Source organism: Arthrobacter humicola, from assembly GCF_022803015.1.
Classification (GTDB): Bacteria; Actinomycetota; Actinomycetes; order Actinomycetales; family Micrococcaceae; genus Arthrobacter; species Arthrobacter humicola_A.
The window spans coordinates 462,195-479,592 of record NZ_JAFKON010000003.1 but is presented as its reverse complement, the minus strand read 5'-3'; the positions used below and the strand labels follow the sequence as shown (position 1 = coordinate 479,592).

Sequence of the window (17,398 nt, the reverse complement as noted above, 5' to 3'; positions counted from 1 at the left end):
AAACTGACCGGAAGCACTACCGCTCGATGACGCCCCAAGCGCCCGGCAGCCCAGCTGCCGGGCGCTTGGGCGTTCGGTTCAGCCCTCGTCGGCGCCGAAGGGGGTGACCACGGTGCGGCGGGGCGTCCCTTCGTCGTCGTAGTTCAGGGTGCTGACGCGTACGCCGTACAGCGCCGAAAGCTGCGCATCGGCGAGGAGCGGCCCGGCAGGCCCGGTCACCACACCCGCGGCGCCCATCAGGACCACCGAGTCCGCGAGGAACAGGGCGTGGTCCGGGTGATGGGTGCTCACGAGCAGCGACATCCCGGTCCGCACGAGTTCCCTCAGCAGCTGGAGGACCCGGACCTGGTTCTTCAGGTCCAGCCCGGTGGACGGCTCGTCCAGGACGAGGAGCCGCGAACCGCCCGCGATAGCCCGTGCAATCAGGACCAGCTGCTGCTCGCCCCCGCTCAGCGTCGGAAACAGCCGGCCGGCCAGGGCGGCGATCCCGACCCGGTCCATGGCGCGGAGCGCGGCGGCCCTGTCCCGGCTGCCGGGGGAGCGGAAGACGCCGATGTGGCGGGCACGGCCCATGACCACCATGTCCAGGGCCGGGTAGGCGAACGTGCTGCCGCGCGCCTGGGGAACATAGCCCGCCGTCTCGGACCTGCGCACCGCACCCTCCTGTACGGCCAGCATGCCGGCCGCGCAGCGCACCAGGGTCGTCTTGCCGCTGCCGTTGGGCCCCAGGACCGCGGTCACGGTGCCCGGCGGCACCGAGAAGCTGAGATCCTTGAACACCCAGTTCTGCGGTGAATAGCCGAACCCGGCCCCGCGCAGCTCAAGCACCGTCCCAGATCCTCTCCCGGTTCCGGCGCAAGAGCACGAAGAAGACCGGTGCGCCGATCAGGGCGGTCAGGACGCCCAACGGGATTTCCCCGGCCGTGGCGGTGCGCGCGATGGTGTCGATGGCGATCAGGTAGGCCCCGCCCAGCAGGAAGGAGACCGGCAGCAGCACGCGGTGGTCCGGTCCCACCCACATGCGTGCGAGGTGGGGGATGACCAGCCCCACCCAGCTGATGACGCCGCTGACGGCGACGGCCCCGGCGACCATGAGGGCCACGGCGGTGAGGACCGCCCAGCGCAGGGGGCGGGGCCGGAGCCCCAGGGCGGTGGCGTCGTCGTCGCCGAGCGAGAGCACATTGATCCGCCACCGCAGGGCCAGCAGGACGATGCCGCCGGCAGCGATCGGAATGAGGGCCACCAGCACTTTCGCCCAGGTGGCGGTGGAGACACTGCCAAGCAGCCAGAAAACGATGGCGGGCAAGGTGGTGAACGGGTCCGCCAGATACGTCACCAGGGCCACCAGGGCGGAGAAGAACGAGGCCGTGACGATTCCGCCGAGGACCACCATGAGGATGTGGGCGCCGCCCCGCCCGGACGTGATGAGGAAGACGATTCCCAGTGCCAGCAGCCCGAAGCCGAACGATCCGCCCACGAGGGCGACGGGGCCCAGGCCCAGCAGCAGGGCCAGGGCACCGCCGAAGGAGGCGCCCGAGGAGACGCCGATGACCTCCGGGCTGACCAGGGGATTGCGGAACACGGCCTGCAGGGCCGCGCCACCGATTGCGAGGGCGCCACCGACCAGGAGGGCAAGCAGGACCCTGGGCAACCTGACCAGCAGCACCACGTTTTCCTCGGCCGCGGGAAGGCCCGGGCCGAAGGGAACTATTCGGGACGCCAGGATCTGCACGACATGGTCCAGGGGCACGCTGTAGCGGCCGCTGGCGAGTGCAACCGCGGACACGGCCGCCAGGACTGCTCCGGAGAGCAGGCATGGACCGATGACCTGGCGCAGCCGCGATCCCCGGCCGCCGGGGGGTCCCGTGGTCAGAGGCTGGGCCTCACGAAGCATCGAACTGCCGGTAGTTGGCCGAGGTGCCGTTGGCTTCGGTCCAGAGGATCTTGTCCAGCTCGGGCGCCGATGGCCGGTGGCGGTACAGGAAGTCGAAGTAGTCGTTTGTCTCGTCCCTCAGCGTGGAGCGGTTGCCGGAGGGGAAACTGACATCTGTGAGCCAGCGCCACATCAGTGGCGATTCCTGGCCGGGGGGATCCCAGCGGTAGCCGCCCAGCGGGACCTTGTAGACGCGGCGGGAGCGCACGGCGGAGACGCTTTGCCACACCGGGTTGGCGTAGATGTCGGCGGGCATCGCGCCGTCGAAGTTCCCGAGCAGGATGATTTCCGGATCCCAGGCCAGAACCTGTTCGACGTCCACGCCCACCATGCCCTTGCCCTGAAGGCCCTGCGGGCCGGTGGCGGGGTTGTGTGCCCCGATGAGCTTGATGTAGAAGTCGTTGTAGCTGCCGCTTCCGGCCACCTTGAGGCCGCCGCTGAACCTGTTGAAGTAGATGATGCCCGGGCCGCCGGTGCCGCGGGCGGCGGCCTCGGCCTGGATGGCCTTCTGTTGCCCGTCGCTGCGCGCCTTCATCTGCACGGCCCGGTCCGGCCGGCCCAGCATCGTTGCGAAGAGCGCGGCCCACGTGTCCACGTCCTGCTGCGTGCCGGTGTTCGTGATGCCCAGGACCTTCATCCCGGCCTGTTCCAGCGGTGTCGTCAGTTGCGCATCGCTCCACTGGACCACGACGTCGGGGTTCAGCGCCCGGATGCTTTCGACATTGGGCGTGAAGTCGGTCGTGGCGATGTCGTGCGGGATGTTCAGGGCCTCCGGGTACATGGCGCCCATGGCGCCGTCGCGCATCGCGACCCAGGAGGCGTTGTGCATCCCGGCGAGATGGCTGGCGCCCTGGTCGACGGCGGCCAGCAGGGAGGCGGCGGGCATGGGAATGGTCACCACGCGGGTGACCGGGTGGTCGAAACTCAGGACGGTCCCGCGCTGGTCCGTCACCTGGATCCCGGCCGGGTCGGAGGCGGAACCCGGGGGCGCTGTACCGGCAGTCCCTGCCGGCGGCGTTGACTGCGGCGACGACTGTGGCGCCGTGCCGGCCGCGGCGCAGGATGCGAGGAACAGCGCCCCTCCGCCGTAGAGGGCCGCTGCCAGTACAGATCGTCGGTTGGCTTCGGGGATGCTCATCGGCCTACCTCCCGGGAAGGACCGCGCGCCACGGCCTTTCGCTCCGCGCCGGCCACAGCAATGGTCCCGGTGCGGCATTTCCTCACAGCATCCGCCGAATGCGCAGGGGTGTCAATGCCGGTCACACAGGGCATTGTTCGCCGATGGGCGCCGGTGCTAGCCTCGCTGATATCCCCTGTGAAACGAGGCCACGGGATGGAAATCAACGGCGCCCAACTGTTTGTCCGCTACGCGTATCCGCCGAATTCGCGGGGCAGCTGCGGGCCGCCTGACAGCGACGCGCTGCTGCACTATGGCCAGTCCGGGGTGACCGACGCGGGCCTGCGCGAACTTGCGAAGGGGTTCGCCGGCGCCTGGCCGTACCTGGAGCTCATCGCCGGTGCCACCGGAATCCCGGACCCGCTGGACTACGCGGTGGTGGAGGCCTACTGGGTGGGAAACACGTTGCTGGACTCCGTGGGTGTACGCAGCATCGGCAATTCCATGGAGGACCGGTTCCGCGCACGGACCGGGCATCAGTTCCCGCACCTGATGGAAGGGGTCCTGGCCGGCGGCGTCCCGCATCACAGCTTCCACGTCCTGGAAATCTATCCGTGGACGGGACTCCTGCGCGATGACCGGCGCTCATCCACGGCCCTGAACGTCCTTGACCAATGCCGCATCCGGTGGGGCGAGGTGGTGGCCGTCGAAGGGGACAGCGCCCTCGTGCGCTCGCGGCCCCTGGCGTGGGACGGGATGGCGCTGTCGCTGGGGGAACCGGTGATCGAGACGGCCAAGTACGCCGTGGCCGGGTCCGGCTTCATTGCTGACCTCACGCCCGGGGACATGGTGTCCCTCCACTGGGACTGGGTGTGCGACCGGCTCTCGCCCGCCCAGCTCCACCGGCTCCAGCACTACTTTGCGCGCCACCTCCAGATCGCGAATTCCGGCGTGGAGCACCGCGGCGCCGCGATCGCCCTCGAATAGCGGGCGCCTTGCAGTTCCGTCAGTGGAGAGTTCCTTCAGTGGGGAGTCCAGCCAGTGGGGAGTGAAGGCTACGGGACCGTGTCGGTGGGGTCCGGGCCCCGTCCCATGAGCTCAAGTCCCGTCATCGCACGGGCGGCACCTTCCTGGTCCACGCGTTCCAGGGCGAAGCCCATGTGGATCAGGACCCACGTGCCGCTCTCCACAGGGCCGTCATCGAGGAGGCCAATGTTGATTTTGCGCTCCACTCCGGCCACATCCACGAGGGCGAGTTGCCCGTTGTAGCCGTCGATCACTTCGATGATCCGGCCCGGTATTCCCAGACACATCCGTGGTTCCTCCTCAGCCTGCTTCATCCGGAGCCGCGCTCGCGGGCGCTGCGTCTGCCTTCGTGATGCGGGCTGCCACCAGGGTGCGGACTGCTTCCACGGCTGCCGGAACGGCGCGGGACACGTCCTCGGACAGTCCCATGCCCTCGTCCGTTCGCCCCGCGATGCAGCCGACCAGGTAGGTCTCCGGCAGCGATCCGCCCAAAACACGCAGACGGCGGAGGACAGCCAGCGGGTCCATGCCATGCGGATCGAAGGCCGGATCGGCCCGCAGGCCGGCCGGCGTCAGCGGACCGCCGCTTTCCAGGTCCTCCACCCGTATCTTCAGGATCCGGAGCGTCCCTGCGCTTGTGCTCCCGTCGGCCGGGGCCGGGAGCACATCCACGAGCACGAGCGCATCCACCCCGTCCAGGAGATCGTAGGCGAGGTGCAGCCCGCGGATCCCGTAGTCCCGAACCTGGACCTCCTCCGGCGCCCAGCCGGGCAGGCCGGACTGCTCCTCGGCCAGCCGGCGGGCGACGGCCGGCCCAAATCCGTCGTCGCGAAGGAACACGTTCCCCACGCCCGCCACCAGGACCCCGCTCACACCGGGCCTCACATGCTCCGCATTCGCACGTAGCGCTTGATGTCCGGAATTGAACGCAGGCCGACGACGGCTGCTGCCAGGCCCGCGGCCAGCAAGAGCACGACTGTCATGATGCCAAGAGCTTTCATGGTGATGGTTCCTTTCCGTTGTCCGGGGCCGGCGCCGCGGTGAGCGGGACGAGTTCCTCGGGGGCGAAATACAGATACCGTCCGTACCACTCCTGCAGTTCGGCGGCGGGGTCCGCCTCGAGGACCACCGCGACGTGCGTTCCGCCGTCGACGTCGAAGTGGACTCCGGTGACACGCCCCGACTTGCCGGCGAAGAAGAGGTCCTGGGCGTCGGCGCGGCGCAGCGGGACAACCCGCACCCTGCTGCCGCGTGAGACCGGGACGCCGTCGATGAAGACGGTGTCCGATCCCGGATCCACGGCCGCGTCCCGGGCCGGATCCCACCACGGCGTGCCGGCGCCGGTGTCCGCGTCGGAGGCGCCCGGAACCGAGAATTCCGGAACTGAGAACTCCGGATAGGCCGGGACCGCGGGGCCGGGGAAGCCGTCGCCTCCGATGCTCCCGGGTCCACGGGGCGCACCGGCGTGCGGGTTCCGCAGGATGCCGTGCAACTGCTGGAGCTCCTCTGCCGTCATGTTTTCGCAGCGCTCGATGATCGCGGCGGCCCGGGCATCGGTTGACCGGGCCTCCGCCTTTTCCGCATCGGTCAGGGTGAGCACCCGCAAGGTCAGGATTTCATCGATCTCCGTCGCGTCGAACAATTCCACGGTGCTTTCCGGTGCTACCGCCGGATGGTCATAGAGGATGATCGGGGACAGGAGCAGGACATCGCGCTGCCCCTCGGGGCCGGCGAGCACCGGCCAGCAGCGGTGCTGGCTGCACGAAGCCGCCGCCGCTGCTGCCCATCCCGGCGGATCGATCACCGACAGGAAATCGGCGTCGTGGACGGCGAGCAGGACATGGGCTCCGATGAACGAGTACTCGATGGCGGTACGCGTGTCGGTGGCCGCTGCCGCCGCGTTCTCCACCGTGACCCTGAGCCGCCACAGCGGCCCGTGCGCCTGCCCGCCCGGGGCGCCGGCCTGGGCGGCCTGCCCCGGCGCCACCACTTGCGCCGCCAGCAGGCGCACCTCGCCACGAAGCTCCCGCCGCCGGCGCACAAGCCGGCCGGCAATGGCGCCGGCGGGATCCAGCACGGGCTCGATGTCCTCGTTCGCCGGCACGTTCACCGGCGCGCACACGCCCGCGGCAAGCTGGCCGAGGCTGTACGGCCCGAGGGTGATCTCCTGATCCGTTGCCTCGTCCCAGCTAAGCCACCGGGAGGCGCCGACGGTGAGTTCGTCGACGGGCGTGAAACCGCCGGCATCCGCGCGTTCGGCGGAACGGCTCTGGAGGTGCAGGAAGCGCAGGTGCACGTCGACCCGGGCCGCGGGTCCCGGCTCGAGGAGGCAATCCGCTGCCATGTCCGGCTGTTCGCCGGCACCGGATTCAGCCGCGCCCGGCGGCCCGAGCACGCCGAACTGCCAGCGGGCCTGGTTCTTGGCGGACGAGGCGCGGTAGGGGTACAGGAGGTACCCCTCGTAGAGGACGGCGTCGGCGACGGCGCGGGCCAGGCTGAGTCCGGTGTTCACGGCACCGGGTCACCCGCCCCGGCCAGCAGCCCCTCGATGGCGGCCTCCCAGGAAATCAAGCCGTGGACCGCCTTGTACCTGGCCAGGGCCGCGAGGACGTCGCGGTCCAGGCGGATCCATCCCTGGTTCGGGAAGAATGCGTCCATCAGCGACCGCCAGGCCGCCACGGGCAGGGCGTACCGCGTTTCCCGGTCCCAGGGAATCTGCTCGACGCCGAAGCCCGCCGCGCCGCGCGTGAAGACCGTCCCGGAGAAGAGGAACTCCAGCGGGACCGTCCCGTCCCGCAGGGAGTTCAGGTATTTTGCCGCTGCGACGTCGAAGTCGAACGTGCAGGGCAGCGGCAGGTCAACGTCGGCACTGTCCGCAAATCCCTGGACCAGGATGCCGCTGTGCATCCAGATGAAGGGCTTGAGCGTGGTGGGCCACCGTCCGCGGGTGCCGAAGAGTTCCAGCAGCCCGGTTTCCTCGTCGGCGTCGTAGCCGCGGCGCTGGGCCAGGATCCGCACCTGGCACCGGAGGGCCATGGCATGGACGGCGGCGCCGCTTTTCTCCTGGATCCGCAGGCGGGCGGTCAGCTGGGGTGCGGCCGCGTAGGGCTCCGGGGCGATGTCCAGCACACTGAAATCGAGCTCAACCATGGCGTCCCTCCAGATCTGCCGCGGGGGCGCCCGGCCTGCTGCGGCGGCTGATCCGGTCGAAGAATCCCGCGAGCTCCTGGCGGGACTCCTGGCCGCCGTCGAAGCCCTTCCATACCCGCCGCAGGCGGCCCACTAGCTCGTAGCACGCATCGATGGGGACAAGGTGGCAGTCCGCCCGGCCCCGGTCGGGGCCGGGGGCGCGGATCAGCAGGGCTTCCGTGTCGGGGGCGAGCGCGGTGATGGCCGGGTTGGCCGCCTCGACCGACGCCCAGGCAGCCAGGGGAAGTTCGGACTCCGTGGCGCCCGCGGGGCTCGGGTAGAAAGCGGCCGTCCGGCCAAGAGCCGAGTTGAAGAAGAAGAATGCCAGCCCCACCGGGATTTCCAGCTCGTCCCACTGGGCCTGTCCGAGCTCGAAGGGCTCGAACGAGAGGTAGCGGTCAGGGACGGAGCGGTAACGCAGATGGGCCGACGAGTCCGTGAACAGCAGATAGCAGGGCCGGCACGTGCACAGCAGGGAGCGGTTCTCCAGATCCACCACGTGCTGGTGGGCGTCCGGGATGGGCTCCGCGCACATCTCGCAGCGCTCGCCGGCAGGCTGGGCCGGGCGGGTGGACGCTATCCGGCGGAGCACGGCGAGCGCCGACGCGCTGTTTCCGGCGCTGTTGTTTCCGGCGCTGTTGTTTCCGGCGCTGCCGGCCGGCTGACTTCCGGTTCCCGGCGTCGCCGTCATGCCCTGCTCCGTTCCCGTGCCGCGGAATTCATGTGCCTGCATCTCACAGCGGGTCCGCGGTGGTGGGGACGGCCACGGAGGGAACCCCGTCGCGGAGCAGCAGCGGGAGGGGATCAAGATGCAGCGCCTTGTCCTCCAGACAGGCCCCGGCCTTCCGGACGTCGAAGTGGCTGCGGCAGTGCGGGCAGCGCAACAGCCCCCCGCCCACCGGGGCAGCCAGCGCCCGCTGCAGCGAGGCGCCCGGCATGGAGTGGGTGCACCGCGGGCACCGGTCCACAAACGCGTAGACGTCCGGACCGATCCGGCACGTGAGCACCTCCACGCCCGCCACCAGGAAGCCCGCCACGGCTCCGGACTCCAGCTCAGCGAGGGCCGGGACCGCCTGCCACGTGCCTGAGGCCGGCGTGCCGGCGTCGGGGACCGCCCAGTCCGGCGCGGCACTGCGTATGCCGCCGTCGGGCGGGCCGCCCAGCCCGTCCAGCCGCGAGCGCAGGGCGCCGACCGGGATGAGGGCGGGAACGGCGGCGGGAGCCGCCTCCTCCACTTCGATGCCGGTCACCTCGGGCGCCGCAGATTCGATCGCGTCCTCGACGGCGAGCTTGAGCGTCACCGACGACGACGGACAGCCCTGGCAGCTGCCCAGCAGCCTCAGCCGGACGACGCCTTCTTCGCTGATACCGAGCAGTTCCACATCCCCGCCGTGCGAGCCGAGGTAGGGCCGGACCGAGTCCAGGGCACCGGCGACCCTACCGGGCAGGTCCACGGGGTGCAGCCCGTGGATCAGGAGCAGGCCTGAAACCAACGGGTCGGAGGTGAGGGCGGAAACCGTTCCGGGCCCGAGCGCACCCTGCGAATCGAGCACGTGCAGGATCCGCTCCAGCCCGGCACCGTAGAGTTCCGTCACCTGCCGGACCAGTTCCTCCGCCCGGTCCCGGGCCACCGGACCGCCGGAGCCCAGTGCGTCCAGGAGGGAACTGATCCGTTCACCGGCCGAGCCCAACAGATTCTCCCGGTCCATGGCGGGCTACTCACCGGTGAGCGACTGCGTGGGGGAGTGCAGCAAGTCCAGCGTCTGCCCGTCGCCGAGATACATGTGGACGCCGCACGGCAGGCAGGGGTCGAAGCTGCGGACGGTGCGCATGATGTCGATGCCCTTGAAATGATCGCGGTCGTTCTCCTCGAAGATGGGCTGGCCCTGCACCGCGTCCTCATACGGGCCCGGTGTTCCCTCGGAGTCGCGCGGGCTGGCGTTCCAGGGCGTCGGCGGATAGGGATGGTAGTTGGCGATCTTGCCGTCGCGGATCACCATGTGGTGCGAGAGCACACCGCGGACGGCTTCGGTAAAGCCGCAGCTGATGGCTTCCTCCGGCACCTCGAAGGACTCCCACGTCTTGGTGCGGCCGGCCCGGATTTCCTCGAGCGCCTTTTCGGCGAAGTGCAGGGCGGCGGCCGCCGCGTAGGCCTGGAAATAGGTCCGGGCGCGGTTCCGCTCCAGCGTGTTGCTCCACTGCGGGATCTTCCATTCCAGGGTCACCGGGCCCTTCAGCGCAGTCTTGGGGAGCTCGATCTGGACGCTGCTGCCCGTTGACTTGAGGTAGCCGGTGTCGACGAAGCCGGCAAGGGCGGTCGACCAGAGCCGGGCCAGCGGGCCGCCGCCGGTATCCAGCGCCAGGTTGCTTTCGCCGTCATTCCACCGCGGTGACATCACCCAGCTGTACTTGTCCTCGAGGTCGCGCTTCTGCGGCCGCGGGTTGGTGTGCTGGTTCCAAGGGTGCCGGCGGTCCACCGGGTTGCCCAGCGGGTCGCGGGTGACGAACATTTCCTGGTCGCCCCAGTCCTCGTAGTAGGACGAGCCCAGCATGATCCGGATCCCCAGGTTGATGCGCACCAAGTCCGTGGTCACGAGTTTGCCGTCCACCACGACGCCGGGGGTGACGAACATCTTCCGGCCCCACTCCGTCATGTCCTTGTAGGCGAAATTGCAGAACTCCGGGTCCTGGAAGGACCCCCAGCAGCCCAGCAGGGTGCGCCGCAGCCCCACCTGCTCGTACCCGGGCAGGGCCGCATAGAAGAAGTCGAAGAGGTCATCGTGCATCGGCACGACCTTCTTCATGAACTCCACGTACCGCATGAGCCTGGTGATGTAGTCCGTCATCAGCTGGATCGTCGCCACGGTGCCCACGCCGCCGGGGTAAAGCGTGGAGGGATGGACATGCCGGCCCTCCATCAGGCAGAACATTTCCCGGGTCATCCGGCTCACTTGCAGCGCCTCGCGGTAGAACTCCCCGGTAAACGGGTTCAGCGAGCGCATGATGTCCGCGATGGTGCGGTAGCCGTGCTCAGCGGCGTGCGGGGCCGGCGTGTTCTCGGCTTTGGCCAGCACCGACGGGTTGGTTTCGGAGACCATCTTCTCGCAGTAGTCCACGCCGACCAGGTTCTCCTGGAAGATGTTGTGGTCGAACATGTACTCGGCGGCCTCGCCCAGGTTGACGATCCATTCGCCCAGGTGGGGCGGCTTCACGGCGTAGGCCATGTTCTGCGCGTAACAGGAACAGGTGGCGTGGTTGTCGCCACAGATTCCGCAGATCCGGCTCGTGATGAAGTGCGCATCCCGGGGGTCCTTGCCGCGCATGAAGATGGAATAGCCGCGGAAAATCGAGGACGTGCTGTGGCATTCCACCACTTGGTTGTTCTTGAAATCGACCTTGGTGTAGATGCCGAGGCTGCCGACGATCCTTGTGATCGGGTCCCAGGCCATCTCCACCAGGTTCTCGCCCGCGGTACCGTCCGCCGGGGGCATCGGAATCGTCGAAGTCATTGCATTGCCTCTCTGCCTAGCGTCCCTACCAGGTCCGCTTGGCGCCGGTCAGCAGATCATTACCGGGTTTGCGCCAGCGGGGTTCCTGGTCCAGCGTGTGCTTCGTGATGTTCCGCAGTGTCCTGATGGTCTTGCCGTACGGCATGACCGACGCGGTCGACAGCTTGCCGCCGGGAGGTTCGTCCATGAACGGCATGAATTTGTCCGGGAAGCCCGGCATTGTGCAGCCGATGCAGATGCCGCCTACGTTGGGGCAGCCGCCGATTCCGTTCATCCAGCCGCGTTTGGGCACGTTGCACTTGACCACCGGTCCCCAGCAGCCGAGCTTGACGATGCACTTCGGGGACCCGTATTCGGTGGCGAAGTCGCCCTGTTCGTAGTACCCCGCGCGGTCGCATCCCTCGTGCACCGTCTGGCCAAACAGCCAGGTCGGCCGGAGCGCCTCATCCAGGGGAATCATGGGGGCCTGTCCGGTGGCCTGATACAGCAGGTACGTCATGGTTTCGGAAAGGTTGTCCGGCTGGATGGGGCAGCCCGGGACGCACACGATCGGGATCCCGGCTTTGGAGCGCCAGTCATACCCGAGATAGTCGGGCACCCCCATGGCGCCGGTGGGGTTTCCGGCCATGGCATGGATGCCGCCGTAGGTCGCACAGGTCCCGGCGGCGATGATCGCCGTCGCCTTGGGCGCCAGCCGGTCCAGCCACTCGCTGGTGGTGATCGGCTGTCCGGTGTCGAGGTTGTTGCCGAAGGCCGCCCAGTAGCCGCCCGCGGCGTGCAGCTTTTCATTCGGGATGGACCCCTCCACCACCAGCACAAACGGCTCCAGCTCGCCGCGGTCCGCCTTGCGGAACCACTCGAGGAAGTCGTCGGCGCCTTGCTGCGGGCCGCATTCGAAGTCGATCAGCGGCCAGTGCATGGCAATCTTGGGTAGTCCGGGAAGCGCCCCAAGGGCTATCTCCTCGACGCTTGGCTGGGTTGCCGCCGTCAGGGCCACGGAGTCACCGTCGCAACTGAGTCCGGCATTGATCCACAGGACGTGGATCAAGGTTTCTTCCGCTTTCAATGCAGTAGCTGTAGGCATCGTTGCCTCCTTCGGAGCCCGCCCTGTGGCCGCGGCTCGAATGTTGCGTCAACGGTCAAACGCGTAGTCCGCCAGAGCGCGGCGCACTCCCGGCGGCAGCCGCCGCCGGGTGGGGATTCTTCCGGATCCACTCCAGCCAGCCGTCCATGCCGTCGCCGGTGGTAGCTGACAGGGTCAGGACGTCGACGCCGGGATTGAGCAGGCGCGCCTGGCGCACGCAACGTTCGACGTCGAACTCCACATAGGGGAGCAGGTCTGCTTTGTTGATGATCACCAGGTCGGCAGCCAGGAACATGTGGGGGTATTTCTGCGGTTTGTCATCGCCCTCCGTAACTGAGATCACGACGACCCGGGCCGATTCGCCGAGGTCAAACAATGCCGGGCACACCAGGTTGCCCACGTTTTCGATGAAGAGTGTCGATCCGGGGACCGGATCCAGCGCGCCCAGCGCCCGCTGCAGCATCCCGGCATCCAGGTGGCAGCCCGCCCCGGTGTTGATTTGGATCACCGGCCGCCCGGTGGAGCGGATCCGGTCGGCGTCCAGCGAGGTCTCCTGGTCCCCTTCGATCACACCAATGACCAGCTCACCGGCAAGTTCCCTGATGGTCCGGACCAGGAGCGTGGTCTTGCCCGCCCCTGGGGAACTCATGACATTGAAGGCCTGGATGCCGCGTCCTTCCAGCCAACCCCGGTTCCGTGCGGCCAGGAGGTCGTTCTTGGCGAGCAGGTTCTCCTCCAGGGAGATGAGGGTCCGTCCCTCCGCCGCGGGGCTGTGCCCGGCGTCGGCTGTCCCGGGGGATTGGGGACGCGGATGGCCGTGATCGTGCTCGTGATCGTGGGGATGGCCGTGATCGTGCGGATGCTCGTGCGGATGCGGGTGCGGATGTTCGTGCGGGGCCGCAGCAGCGGGCAAGATGTCGTGCACAGTGCCGTCGAGGTCCGAAACCCTGGTGCCGGCGTCGTCGCCGCATCCGCACGTCGCACACATGTCTACGCAACCTCCACCGAGGTGACCTGGAGCTCCCGGCCACTGACGACTTCGACATCGGCACTGCCGCAGGGGCAGAGCAGAAACATGTCCTCAAGGACGAACTCGTCGCGGCAGCTGCGGCATCTGGCCCGGCCCTCGGATTCATCGATCGTCAGGGTTGCCCCGGCCAGCGGCGTGTCAGCTGAAACGACTTCGAAGCAAAAGCGCATGGCGTCCGGGAGGACGCCGCTCAAGGGTCCGATCCGCAGGTTGACGCCCGTCACGGAGCGTCCACCGGTCCGGTCCAGGACCGCCTCCACAAGACTTTGCGTGATCGAAAGTTCGTGCATGAGCCGCTGCCACCTCGTCGTTTCAATGTAGGCCTGCGGGGTACAAACTTCAATATCTCCGGGGTCGCCGGAGCGCCCTTGGCGTCCCCCGGGCGTGCCTGCCGGCACGCCCGGGCCGCCGTGACAGCCCGGTAGCAACCTTCGACTTCAACCCGAACGTCAAGGCACAGCCTCCGGCGCAGTGTCAAGGTCCGGCGAATACCGTGTCGGGCGCTGTAACCTTGGGAGGAACGCGCTGGGCTCCGGGAGCCCGGAAGCGGCAAAATGAAGCACGACAATCACCGTCATCGAAAGTGTGGATAGATACGTGAGCAGCGAACAGGGTTCAGCAACTCTGGAAGGCACCGAACTCGATCTGGAAGACGCCGTCATGGGCCCCACCGGGCGGCCCCAACGCGACTTTCCGGAGCCCGCGCCGCTGTCCTCCCACGGTCCTGCGCGGGTCATCGCCATGGTGAACCAGAAGGGCGGGGTCGGCAAAACCACGTCCACGATCAACCTCGCCGCAGCCCTGGCCGAATACGGCCGCCGCGTGCTCCTGGTCGACTTCGATCCGCAGGGCGCCCTGTCCGCCGGCCTGGGCACCAACCCGCACGAGCTCGACCTCACCGTGTACAACGTGCTGATGGACCGCAAGGTGGACATCCGCGACGCCATCCAGAAGACCGGCGTGGAAAACGTAGATCTGCTCCCGGCCAACATCGACCTCTCCGCCGCCGAGGTACAGCTGGTCAACGAAGTGGCCCGCGAACAGGTGCTGGACCGGGCCCTGAAAAAGGTCGAGGACGACTACGACGTCGTCCTGATCGATTGCCAGCCCTCGCTCGGCCTGCTCACCGTCAACGCGCTGACCGCCGCCCATGGCGTCATCATCCCGCTGATCTGTGAATTCTTTGCCCTGCGCGCCGTGGCGTTGCTCGTGGAAACCATCGACAAGGTCCAGGACCGCCTCAACCCGCGCCTGCAGGTCGACGGCGTGCTCGCCACGATGTACGACGCCCGGACCCTGCACGGCCGCGAGGTGATTGCCCGCCTGGTGGAGGCCTTTGGCGACAAGGTCTTCGAAACCGTCATCAAGCGCTCGATCAAATTTGCCGACGCCACGGTCGCGGCCGAGCCCATCACTACCTACGCGGGCAACCACGTCGGTGCCGACGCCTACCGCCGCCTGGCCAAAGAGCTGATCTCGCGCGGCGGCGCGCCCTAGCCAGGGTCGTGGCAGGCGCCTTTTCTCCGCCAGCGAATCTCGACATGCCTGCGGAGCTCGACACGCGCGCGGAATCCGCGCGGGCCGCGGGGCCGGAGGGCCCAGCAGAACCGCGCGTCAAAAAGCCCGGATTCGAAGTGCGGCTGGCCAACTTCACCGGCCCGTTCGACCTCCTGCTCGGCCTGATCTCCAAGCACCAGCTGGACATCACCGAGGTGGCGCTGTCCACGGTCACTGACGAATTCATCAAGTACATCAGGGGCCTGCAGCAGCTGGGGGAGGAGTGGGCCCTGGATGAGGCCAGCGAATTCCTGGTGATTGCGGCCACCCTCCTGGACCTCAAAGCGGCCCGGCTGCTGCCCGCGGGCGAGGTTGAGGACGATGAGGACATTACCCTGCTGGAGGCCCGGGACCTCCTGTTCGCCCGGCTGCTGCAGTACAAGGCCTTCAAGCAGGTGGCCGGCATGATCGGCTCCACGCTCGAGCTTGAGGCCCGGCGCTATCCCCGGCAGGTTGCCCTTGAGGGGCACTTCGCTGCCCTGCTTCCGGAACTGCTGTGGCGGCACACCCCTGCCCAGTTCGCCTCCCTGGCCGAGGCGGCCCTCAAACCCAAGGAGGCAGCCCCCACCGAAGTAGGCCTCGCGCACCTGCACGGCGCGCCCGTCAGCGTCAAGGACCAGGCCGAGCTGCTGGGGAACCGGCTGCGGCTGGGCACGCCACTGAGCTTCCGGGCCCTGATCGCCGACGCCGAATCCACGCTGGTGGTGGTGGCGCGGTTCCTGGCGTTGCTGGAGCTGTTCCGCGACCGGGCAGTGGGCTTTGACCAGCTGCTGCCGCTGGGGGAACTGACGGTGCACTGGACGGCCGATACCCAGGGGTGGAGCAGCGAAAACCTGAGTGAAGAATACGAGGACCAACCGTGAACGAACGACTCCCTGACGCTGCCCGCGAGGCCGGGCCGGACGCCGGGCCGGACGCTGCCCGCGAGGCCGGGCCGGACGTCGCGAGCCTGCCAGGGGGCGCCCGCGCGGCCCTCGAAGCGGTCCTGATGGTGATCGACGAACCGGCCACGGCCCAGGCCCTGGCAGCCGGACTGAACCTGACGGTCGACGTCATCGAGACCCTGCTGGCTGAACTGCAGCGGGAGTATAACGGTTATACTGTTAATGCCCCGGATGTGGACGATGCCAGTTTGAACGGCTTCAGCGCCACCGCCCGGGGTTTTGAATTGCGGAATATCGCCGGAGGCTGGCGGATCTATTCCCGCGCTGAATTCGCCGAGATCGTCGGCGAATTCGTGCTGGAAGGCCAGACAGCCAGGCTGACGCAGGCGGCGCTCGAAACGCTCGCCGTCATCGCTTACCGCCAGCCCGTATCTAGGGCGCGGGTGTCTGCAATTCGAGGAGTCAACGTTGACTCTGTCGTGCGGACGCTGACGCAGCGGGGGCTGATCGAGGACTCGGGAACCGATCCCGAATCCGGAGCAATCCTGTACCGCACGACGTCGTATTTCCTGGAGCGAATGGGAATCGGCTCGGTGGCGGAATTGCCACAGCTTTCACCCCACCTTCCGGGGCTTGAAGGCATCGAAGAGTTTTACGACGCTGGAAGAATGTAGGCAGGAACAACTGCCTGCGCACGAGTATCCACTAGGGCAGAATCATTTTGCCCAGTCGGCGGGTGTTGTCGGGAGACAGCGGCCGTCGGCCAACAAACGAAGGACGGGTCATGACACAGGCGGGACGCCAGGGTTCACCACGTAACAGTTCGGGACGTAACAGTGCCGGACAAAACTCAGCACAGGGCTCGGGCCGCGGCGCACAGGGCGGTTCGGGCCGCAGCGGCGGAGCCGACTACAAGGGCGGCGCAGGCCGCAGCTCCCAAGGCGGCGCCGGCCGCAGCGGCGGAGCCGGCTACAAGGGCGGCGGAGACCGCCCCTTCAAGCACCCCAAGCCTCGCGAAGAGGCCTTTATCGATCCGGACCTGCAGGGTCCCGACGGGGCGCCGTCGACTGCCCGCCCGGCTTCCGCTGACTGGAAGTCGAAAGCGCCCTCCGGCAAGGAGGCAGCCCGCAAGGCAGCCGCCCGCAAGCCCGGCTTCGGCAAGGCTCCCGGCACTCCCGGCGCCCTCAAGCCCAAGCCGCGCGTCGGCGCCGGAGCGGCCAAGGCCACCGGTTCCCGCGCCTTCGGCAGTGAACGCTTCGGCCAGAACCTCGGGCCCGTGCGCAAGCCGGCCCGCAAGCGCGGACCCCGCGCCGAGGTGCCGCAGTCTGAGCTGCACGACGCCGACGGCACCCGCCTCCAGAAGGTCATGGCTTCCGCCGGCGTCGCCTCACGGCGGGTCTGCGAGGAAATGATCGCCGAGGGCCGCGTCGAGGTCGACGGCCAGGTGGTCACCGAACTCGGCGTGCGCGTCGACCCGAAGACGGCAGTGATCCACGTCGACGGACTGCGCATCCAGCTGGACGAGAACATGGTCTACATGGTCTTCAACAAGCCCAAGGGCGTTGTCTCCACCATGGAGGACCCGGACGGCCGCCCGTGCATCAGCGACTTTGTCCGCAACCACCACGGCGAACGCCTCTTCCACGTGGGTCGCCTTGACGTCGCCACCGAAGGGCTGCTGCTGCTGACCAACGACGGCGAGCTCGCCAACCGCCTGACGCACCCGTCCTATGAAGTGCCCAAGACCTACCTCGTGCAGGTCCGCGGGCCCTTCCCGCAGGGCGTGGGCGCCGAACTCAAGGGCGGCGTCGAACTCGAGGACGGCATCGCCTCGGTGGACTCCTTCAAGCTCGTCGACTCGACCCCCGGCCACGTGCTGATCGAGGTCGTGCTGCACTCGGGCAAGAACCGGATCGTCCGGCGCATGTTCGACGCCGTCGGCTTCCCCGTGCTGCGCCTGGTGCGCGTCAAGGTCGGCCCCATCGGGCTCGGCGACCAGCGCCAGGGCAGCATCCGCAACCTCGGCAAGCAGGAAGTCGGCCACCTGCTGGCCTCCGTGGGGCTGTAAG

General features: G+C 68.2%; 19 protein-coding genes. 5 read left to right on the top strand and 14 right to left on the bottom strand.

Features of this window, described 5'->3' with window-relative positions:
- Positions 1-78: 78 nt before the first annotated feature.
- Genes ARTB_RS09615 through ARTB_RS09605 form a run of 3 tightly spaced genes read right to left on the bottom strand, consistent with a single transcriptional unit; the run spans position 79 to position 3,071 of the window.
- Entirely contained in the window at positions 79-828 is a 750-nt protein-coding gene (locus tag ARTB_RS09615) for an ABC transporter ATP-binding protein (protein WP_243179561.1), read from the bottom strand.
- Positions 821-1,894 (bottom strand): FecCD family ABC transporter permease, encoded by a 1,074-nt coding sequence (locus tag ARTB_RS09610; protein WP_243179560.1) that lies wholly within the window; start codon positions 1,892-1,894, stop codon positions 821-823. Before ARTB_RS09610 ends, ARTB_RS09615 begins: the two co-directional genes overlap by 8 nt.
- Entirely contained in the window at positions 1,884-3,071 is a 1,188-nt protein-coding gene (locus ARTB_RS09605; RefSeq protein ID WP_243179559.1) for an ABC transporter substrate-binding protein, read from the bottom strand. Before ARTB_RS09605 ends, ARTB_RS09610 begins: the two co-directional genes overlap by 11 nt.
- Before the next feature lie 195 nt (positions 3,072-3,266).
- Here ARTB_RS09605 and ARTB_RS09600 point away from each other — a divergent pair, with 195 nt between their 5' ends.
- Complete coding sequence (locus ARTB_RS09600; RefSeq protein ID WP_243179558.1) at positions 3,267-4,037, top strand: DUF6390 family protein; 771 nt, start codon at positions 3,267-3,269, stop codon at positions 4,035-4,037.
- A 68-nt stretch (positions 4,038-4,105) separates the two neighbouring features.
- Here ARTB_RS09600 and ARTB_RS09595 read toward each other — a convergent pair whose 3' ends face one another.
- From ARTB_RS09595 to ARTB_RS09550, 11 genes are read right to left on the bottom strand one after another with little or no spacing between them, the layout of a single operon-like run.
- Positions 4,106-4,363 carry a HypC/HybG/HupF family hydrogenase formation chaperone gene (locus ARTB_RS09595; RefSeq protein ID WP_243179557.1) on the bottom strand — a complete coding sequence of 86 codons (258 nt, stop codon included), beginning with the start codon at positions 4,361-4,363 and terminating at the stop codon, positions 4,106-4,108.
- Between the two features lie 13 nt (positions 4,364-4,376).
- Positions 4,377-4,949 carry a hydrogenase maturation protease gene (locus ARTB_RS09590; RefSeq protein ID WP_243179556.1) on the bottom strand — a complete coding sequence of 191 codons (573 nt, stop codon included), beginning with the start codon at positions 4,947-4,949 and terminating at the stop codon, positions 4,377-4,379.
- Between the two features lie 8 nt (positions 4,950-4,957).
- Positions 4,958-5,077: a DUF6893 family small protein gene (locus ARTB_RS21955; protein WP_018772298.1), complete on the bottom strand. Its 120-nt coding sequence runs from the start codon at positions 5,075-5,077 to the stop codon at positions 4,958-4,960.
- Positions 5,074-6,588 carry a hypothetical protein gene (locus ARTB_RS09585; RefSeq protein WP_243179555.1) on the bottom strand — a complete coding sequence of 505 codons (1,515 nt, stop codon included), beginning with the start codon at positions 6,586-6,588 and terminating at the stop codon, positions 5,074-5,076. The genes ARTB_RS21955 and ARTB_RS09585 overlap by 4 nt, the downstream gene beginning before the upstream one ends.
- Positions 6,585-7,226 (bottom strand): DUF6084 family protein, encoded by a 642-nt coding sequence (locus tag ARTB_RS09580; protein WP_243179554.1) that lies wholly within the window; start codon positions 7,224-7,226, stop codon positions 6,585-6,587. The genes ARTB_RS09585 and ARTB_RS09580 overlap by 4 nt, the downstream gene beginning before the upstream one ends.
- Positions 7,219-7,956: a DUF5947 family protein gene (locus ARTB_RS09575; protein ID WP_243179553.1), complete on the bottom strand. Its 738-nt coding sequence runs from the start codon at positions 7,954-7,956 to the stop codon at positions 7,219-7,221. Before ARTB_RS09575 ends, ARTB_RS09580 begins: the two co-directional genes overlap by 8 nt.
- A gap of 43 nt (positions 7,957-7,999) precedes the next feature.
- The gene (locus ARTB_RS09570) at positions 8,000-8,974 is read right to left on the bottom strand and encodes a NifU family protein (RefSeq protein WP_243179552.1); all 975 of its coding nucleotides are present in this window, start codon (positions 8,972-8,974) and stop codon (positions 8,000-8,002) included.
- A gap of 6 nt (positions 8,975-8,980) precedes the next feature.
- On the bottom strand, positions 8,981-10,774 hold the full coding sequence (locus ARTB_RS09565; protein ID WP_243179551.1) for a nickel-dependent hydrogenase large subunit: 1,794 nt from the start codon (positions 10,772-10,774) through the stop codon (positions 8,981-8,983).
- Between the two features lie 25 nt (positions 10,775-10,799).
- Positions 10,800-11,858 carry a hydrogenase expression protein HypE gene (locus ARTB_RS09560; RefSeq protein WP_026538777.1) on the bottom strand — a complete coding sequence of 353 codons (1,059 nt, stop codon included), beginning with the start codon at positions 11,856-11,858 and terminating at the stop codon, positions 10,800-10,802.
- Positions 11,859-11,913: 55 nt separating this feature from the next.
- The gene (hypB, locus tag ARTB_RS09555) at positions 11,914-12,846 is read right to left on the bottom strand and encodes a hydrogenase nickel incorporation protein HypB (RefSeq protein WP_243179550.1); all 933 of its coding nucleotides are present in this window, start codon (positions 12,844-12,846) and stop codon (positions 11,914-11,916) included.
- A gap of 2 nt (positions 12,847-12,848) precedes the next feature.
- The gene (locus ARTB_RS09550; RefSeq protein WP_243179549.1) at positions 12,849-13,178 is read right to left on the bottom strand and encodes a hydrogenase maturation nickel metallochaperone HypA/HybF; all 330 of its coding nucleotides are present in this window, start codon (positions 13,176-13,178) and stop codon (positions 12,849-12,851) included.
- Positions 13,179-13,485: 307 nt separating this feature from the next.
- Here ARTB_RS09550 and ARTB_RS09545 point away from each other — a divergent pair, with 307 nt between their 5' ends.
- From ARTB_RS09545 to ARTB_RS09530, 4 genes are all read left to right on the top strand, one after another.
- Positions 13,486-14,385, top strand: a complete 900-nt coding sequence (locus tag ARTB_RS09545; protein ID WP_018772307.1) for a ParA family protein — start codon at positions 13,486-13,488, stop codon at positions 14,383-14,385.
- A 44-nt stretch (positions 14,386-14,429) separates the two neighbouring features.
- On the top strand, positions 14,430-15,308 hold the full coding sequence (locus tag ARTB_RS09540; RefSeq protein ID WP_243179548.1) for a segregation and condensation protein A: 879 nt from the start codon (positions 14,430-14,432) through the stop codon (positions 15,306-15,308).
- An 86-nt stretch (positions 15,309-15,394) separates the two neighbouring features.
- Positions 15,395-16,003 carry an SMC-Scp complex subunit ScpB gene (scpB, locus tag ARTB_RS09535; RefSeq protein ID WP_243179596.1) on the top strand — a complete coding sequence of 203 codons (609 nt, stop codon included), beginning with the start codon at positions 15,395-15,397 and terminating at the stop codon, positions 16,001-16,003.
- A gap of 110 nt (positions 16,004-16,113) precedes the next feature.
- Entirely contained in the window at positions 16,114-17,397 is a 1,284-nt protein-coding gene (locus ARTB_RS09530) for a pseudouridine synthase (protein WP_243179547.1), read from the top strand.
- Position 17,398: the final 1 nt, after the last annotated feature.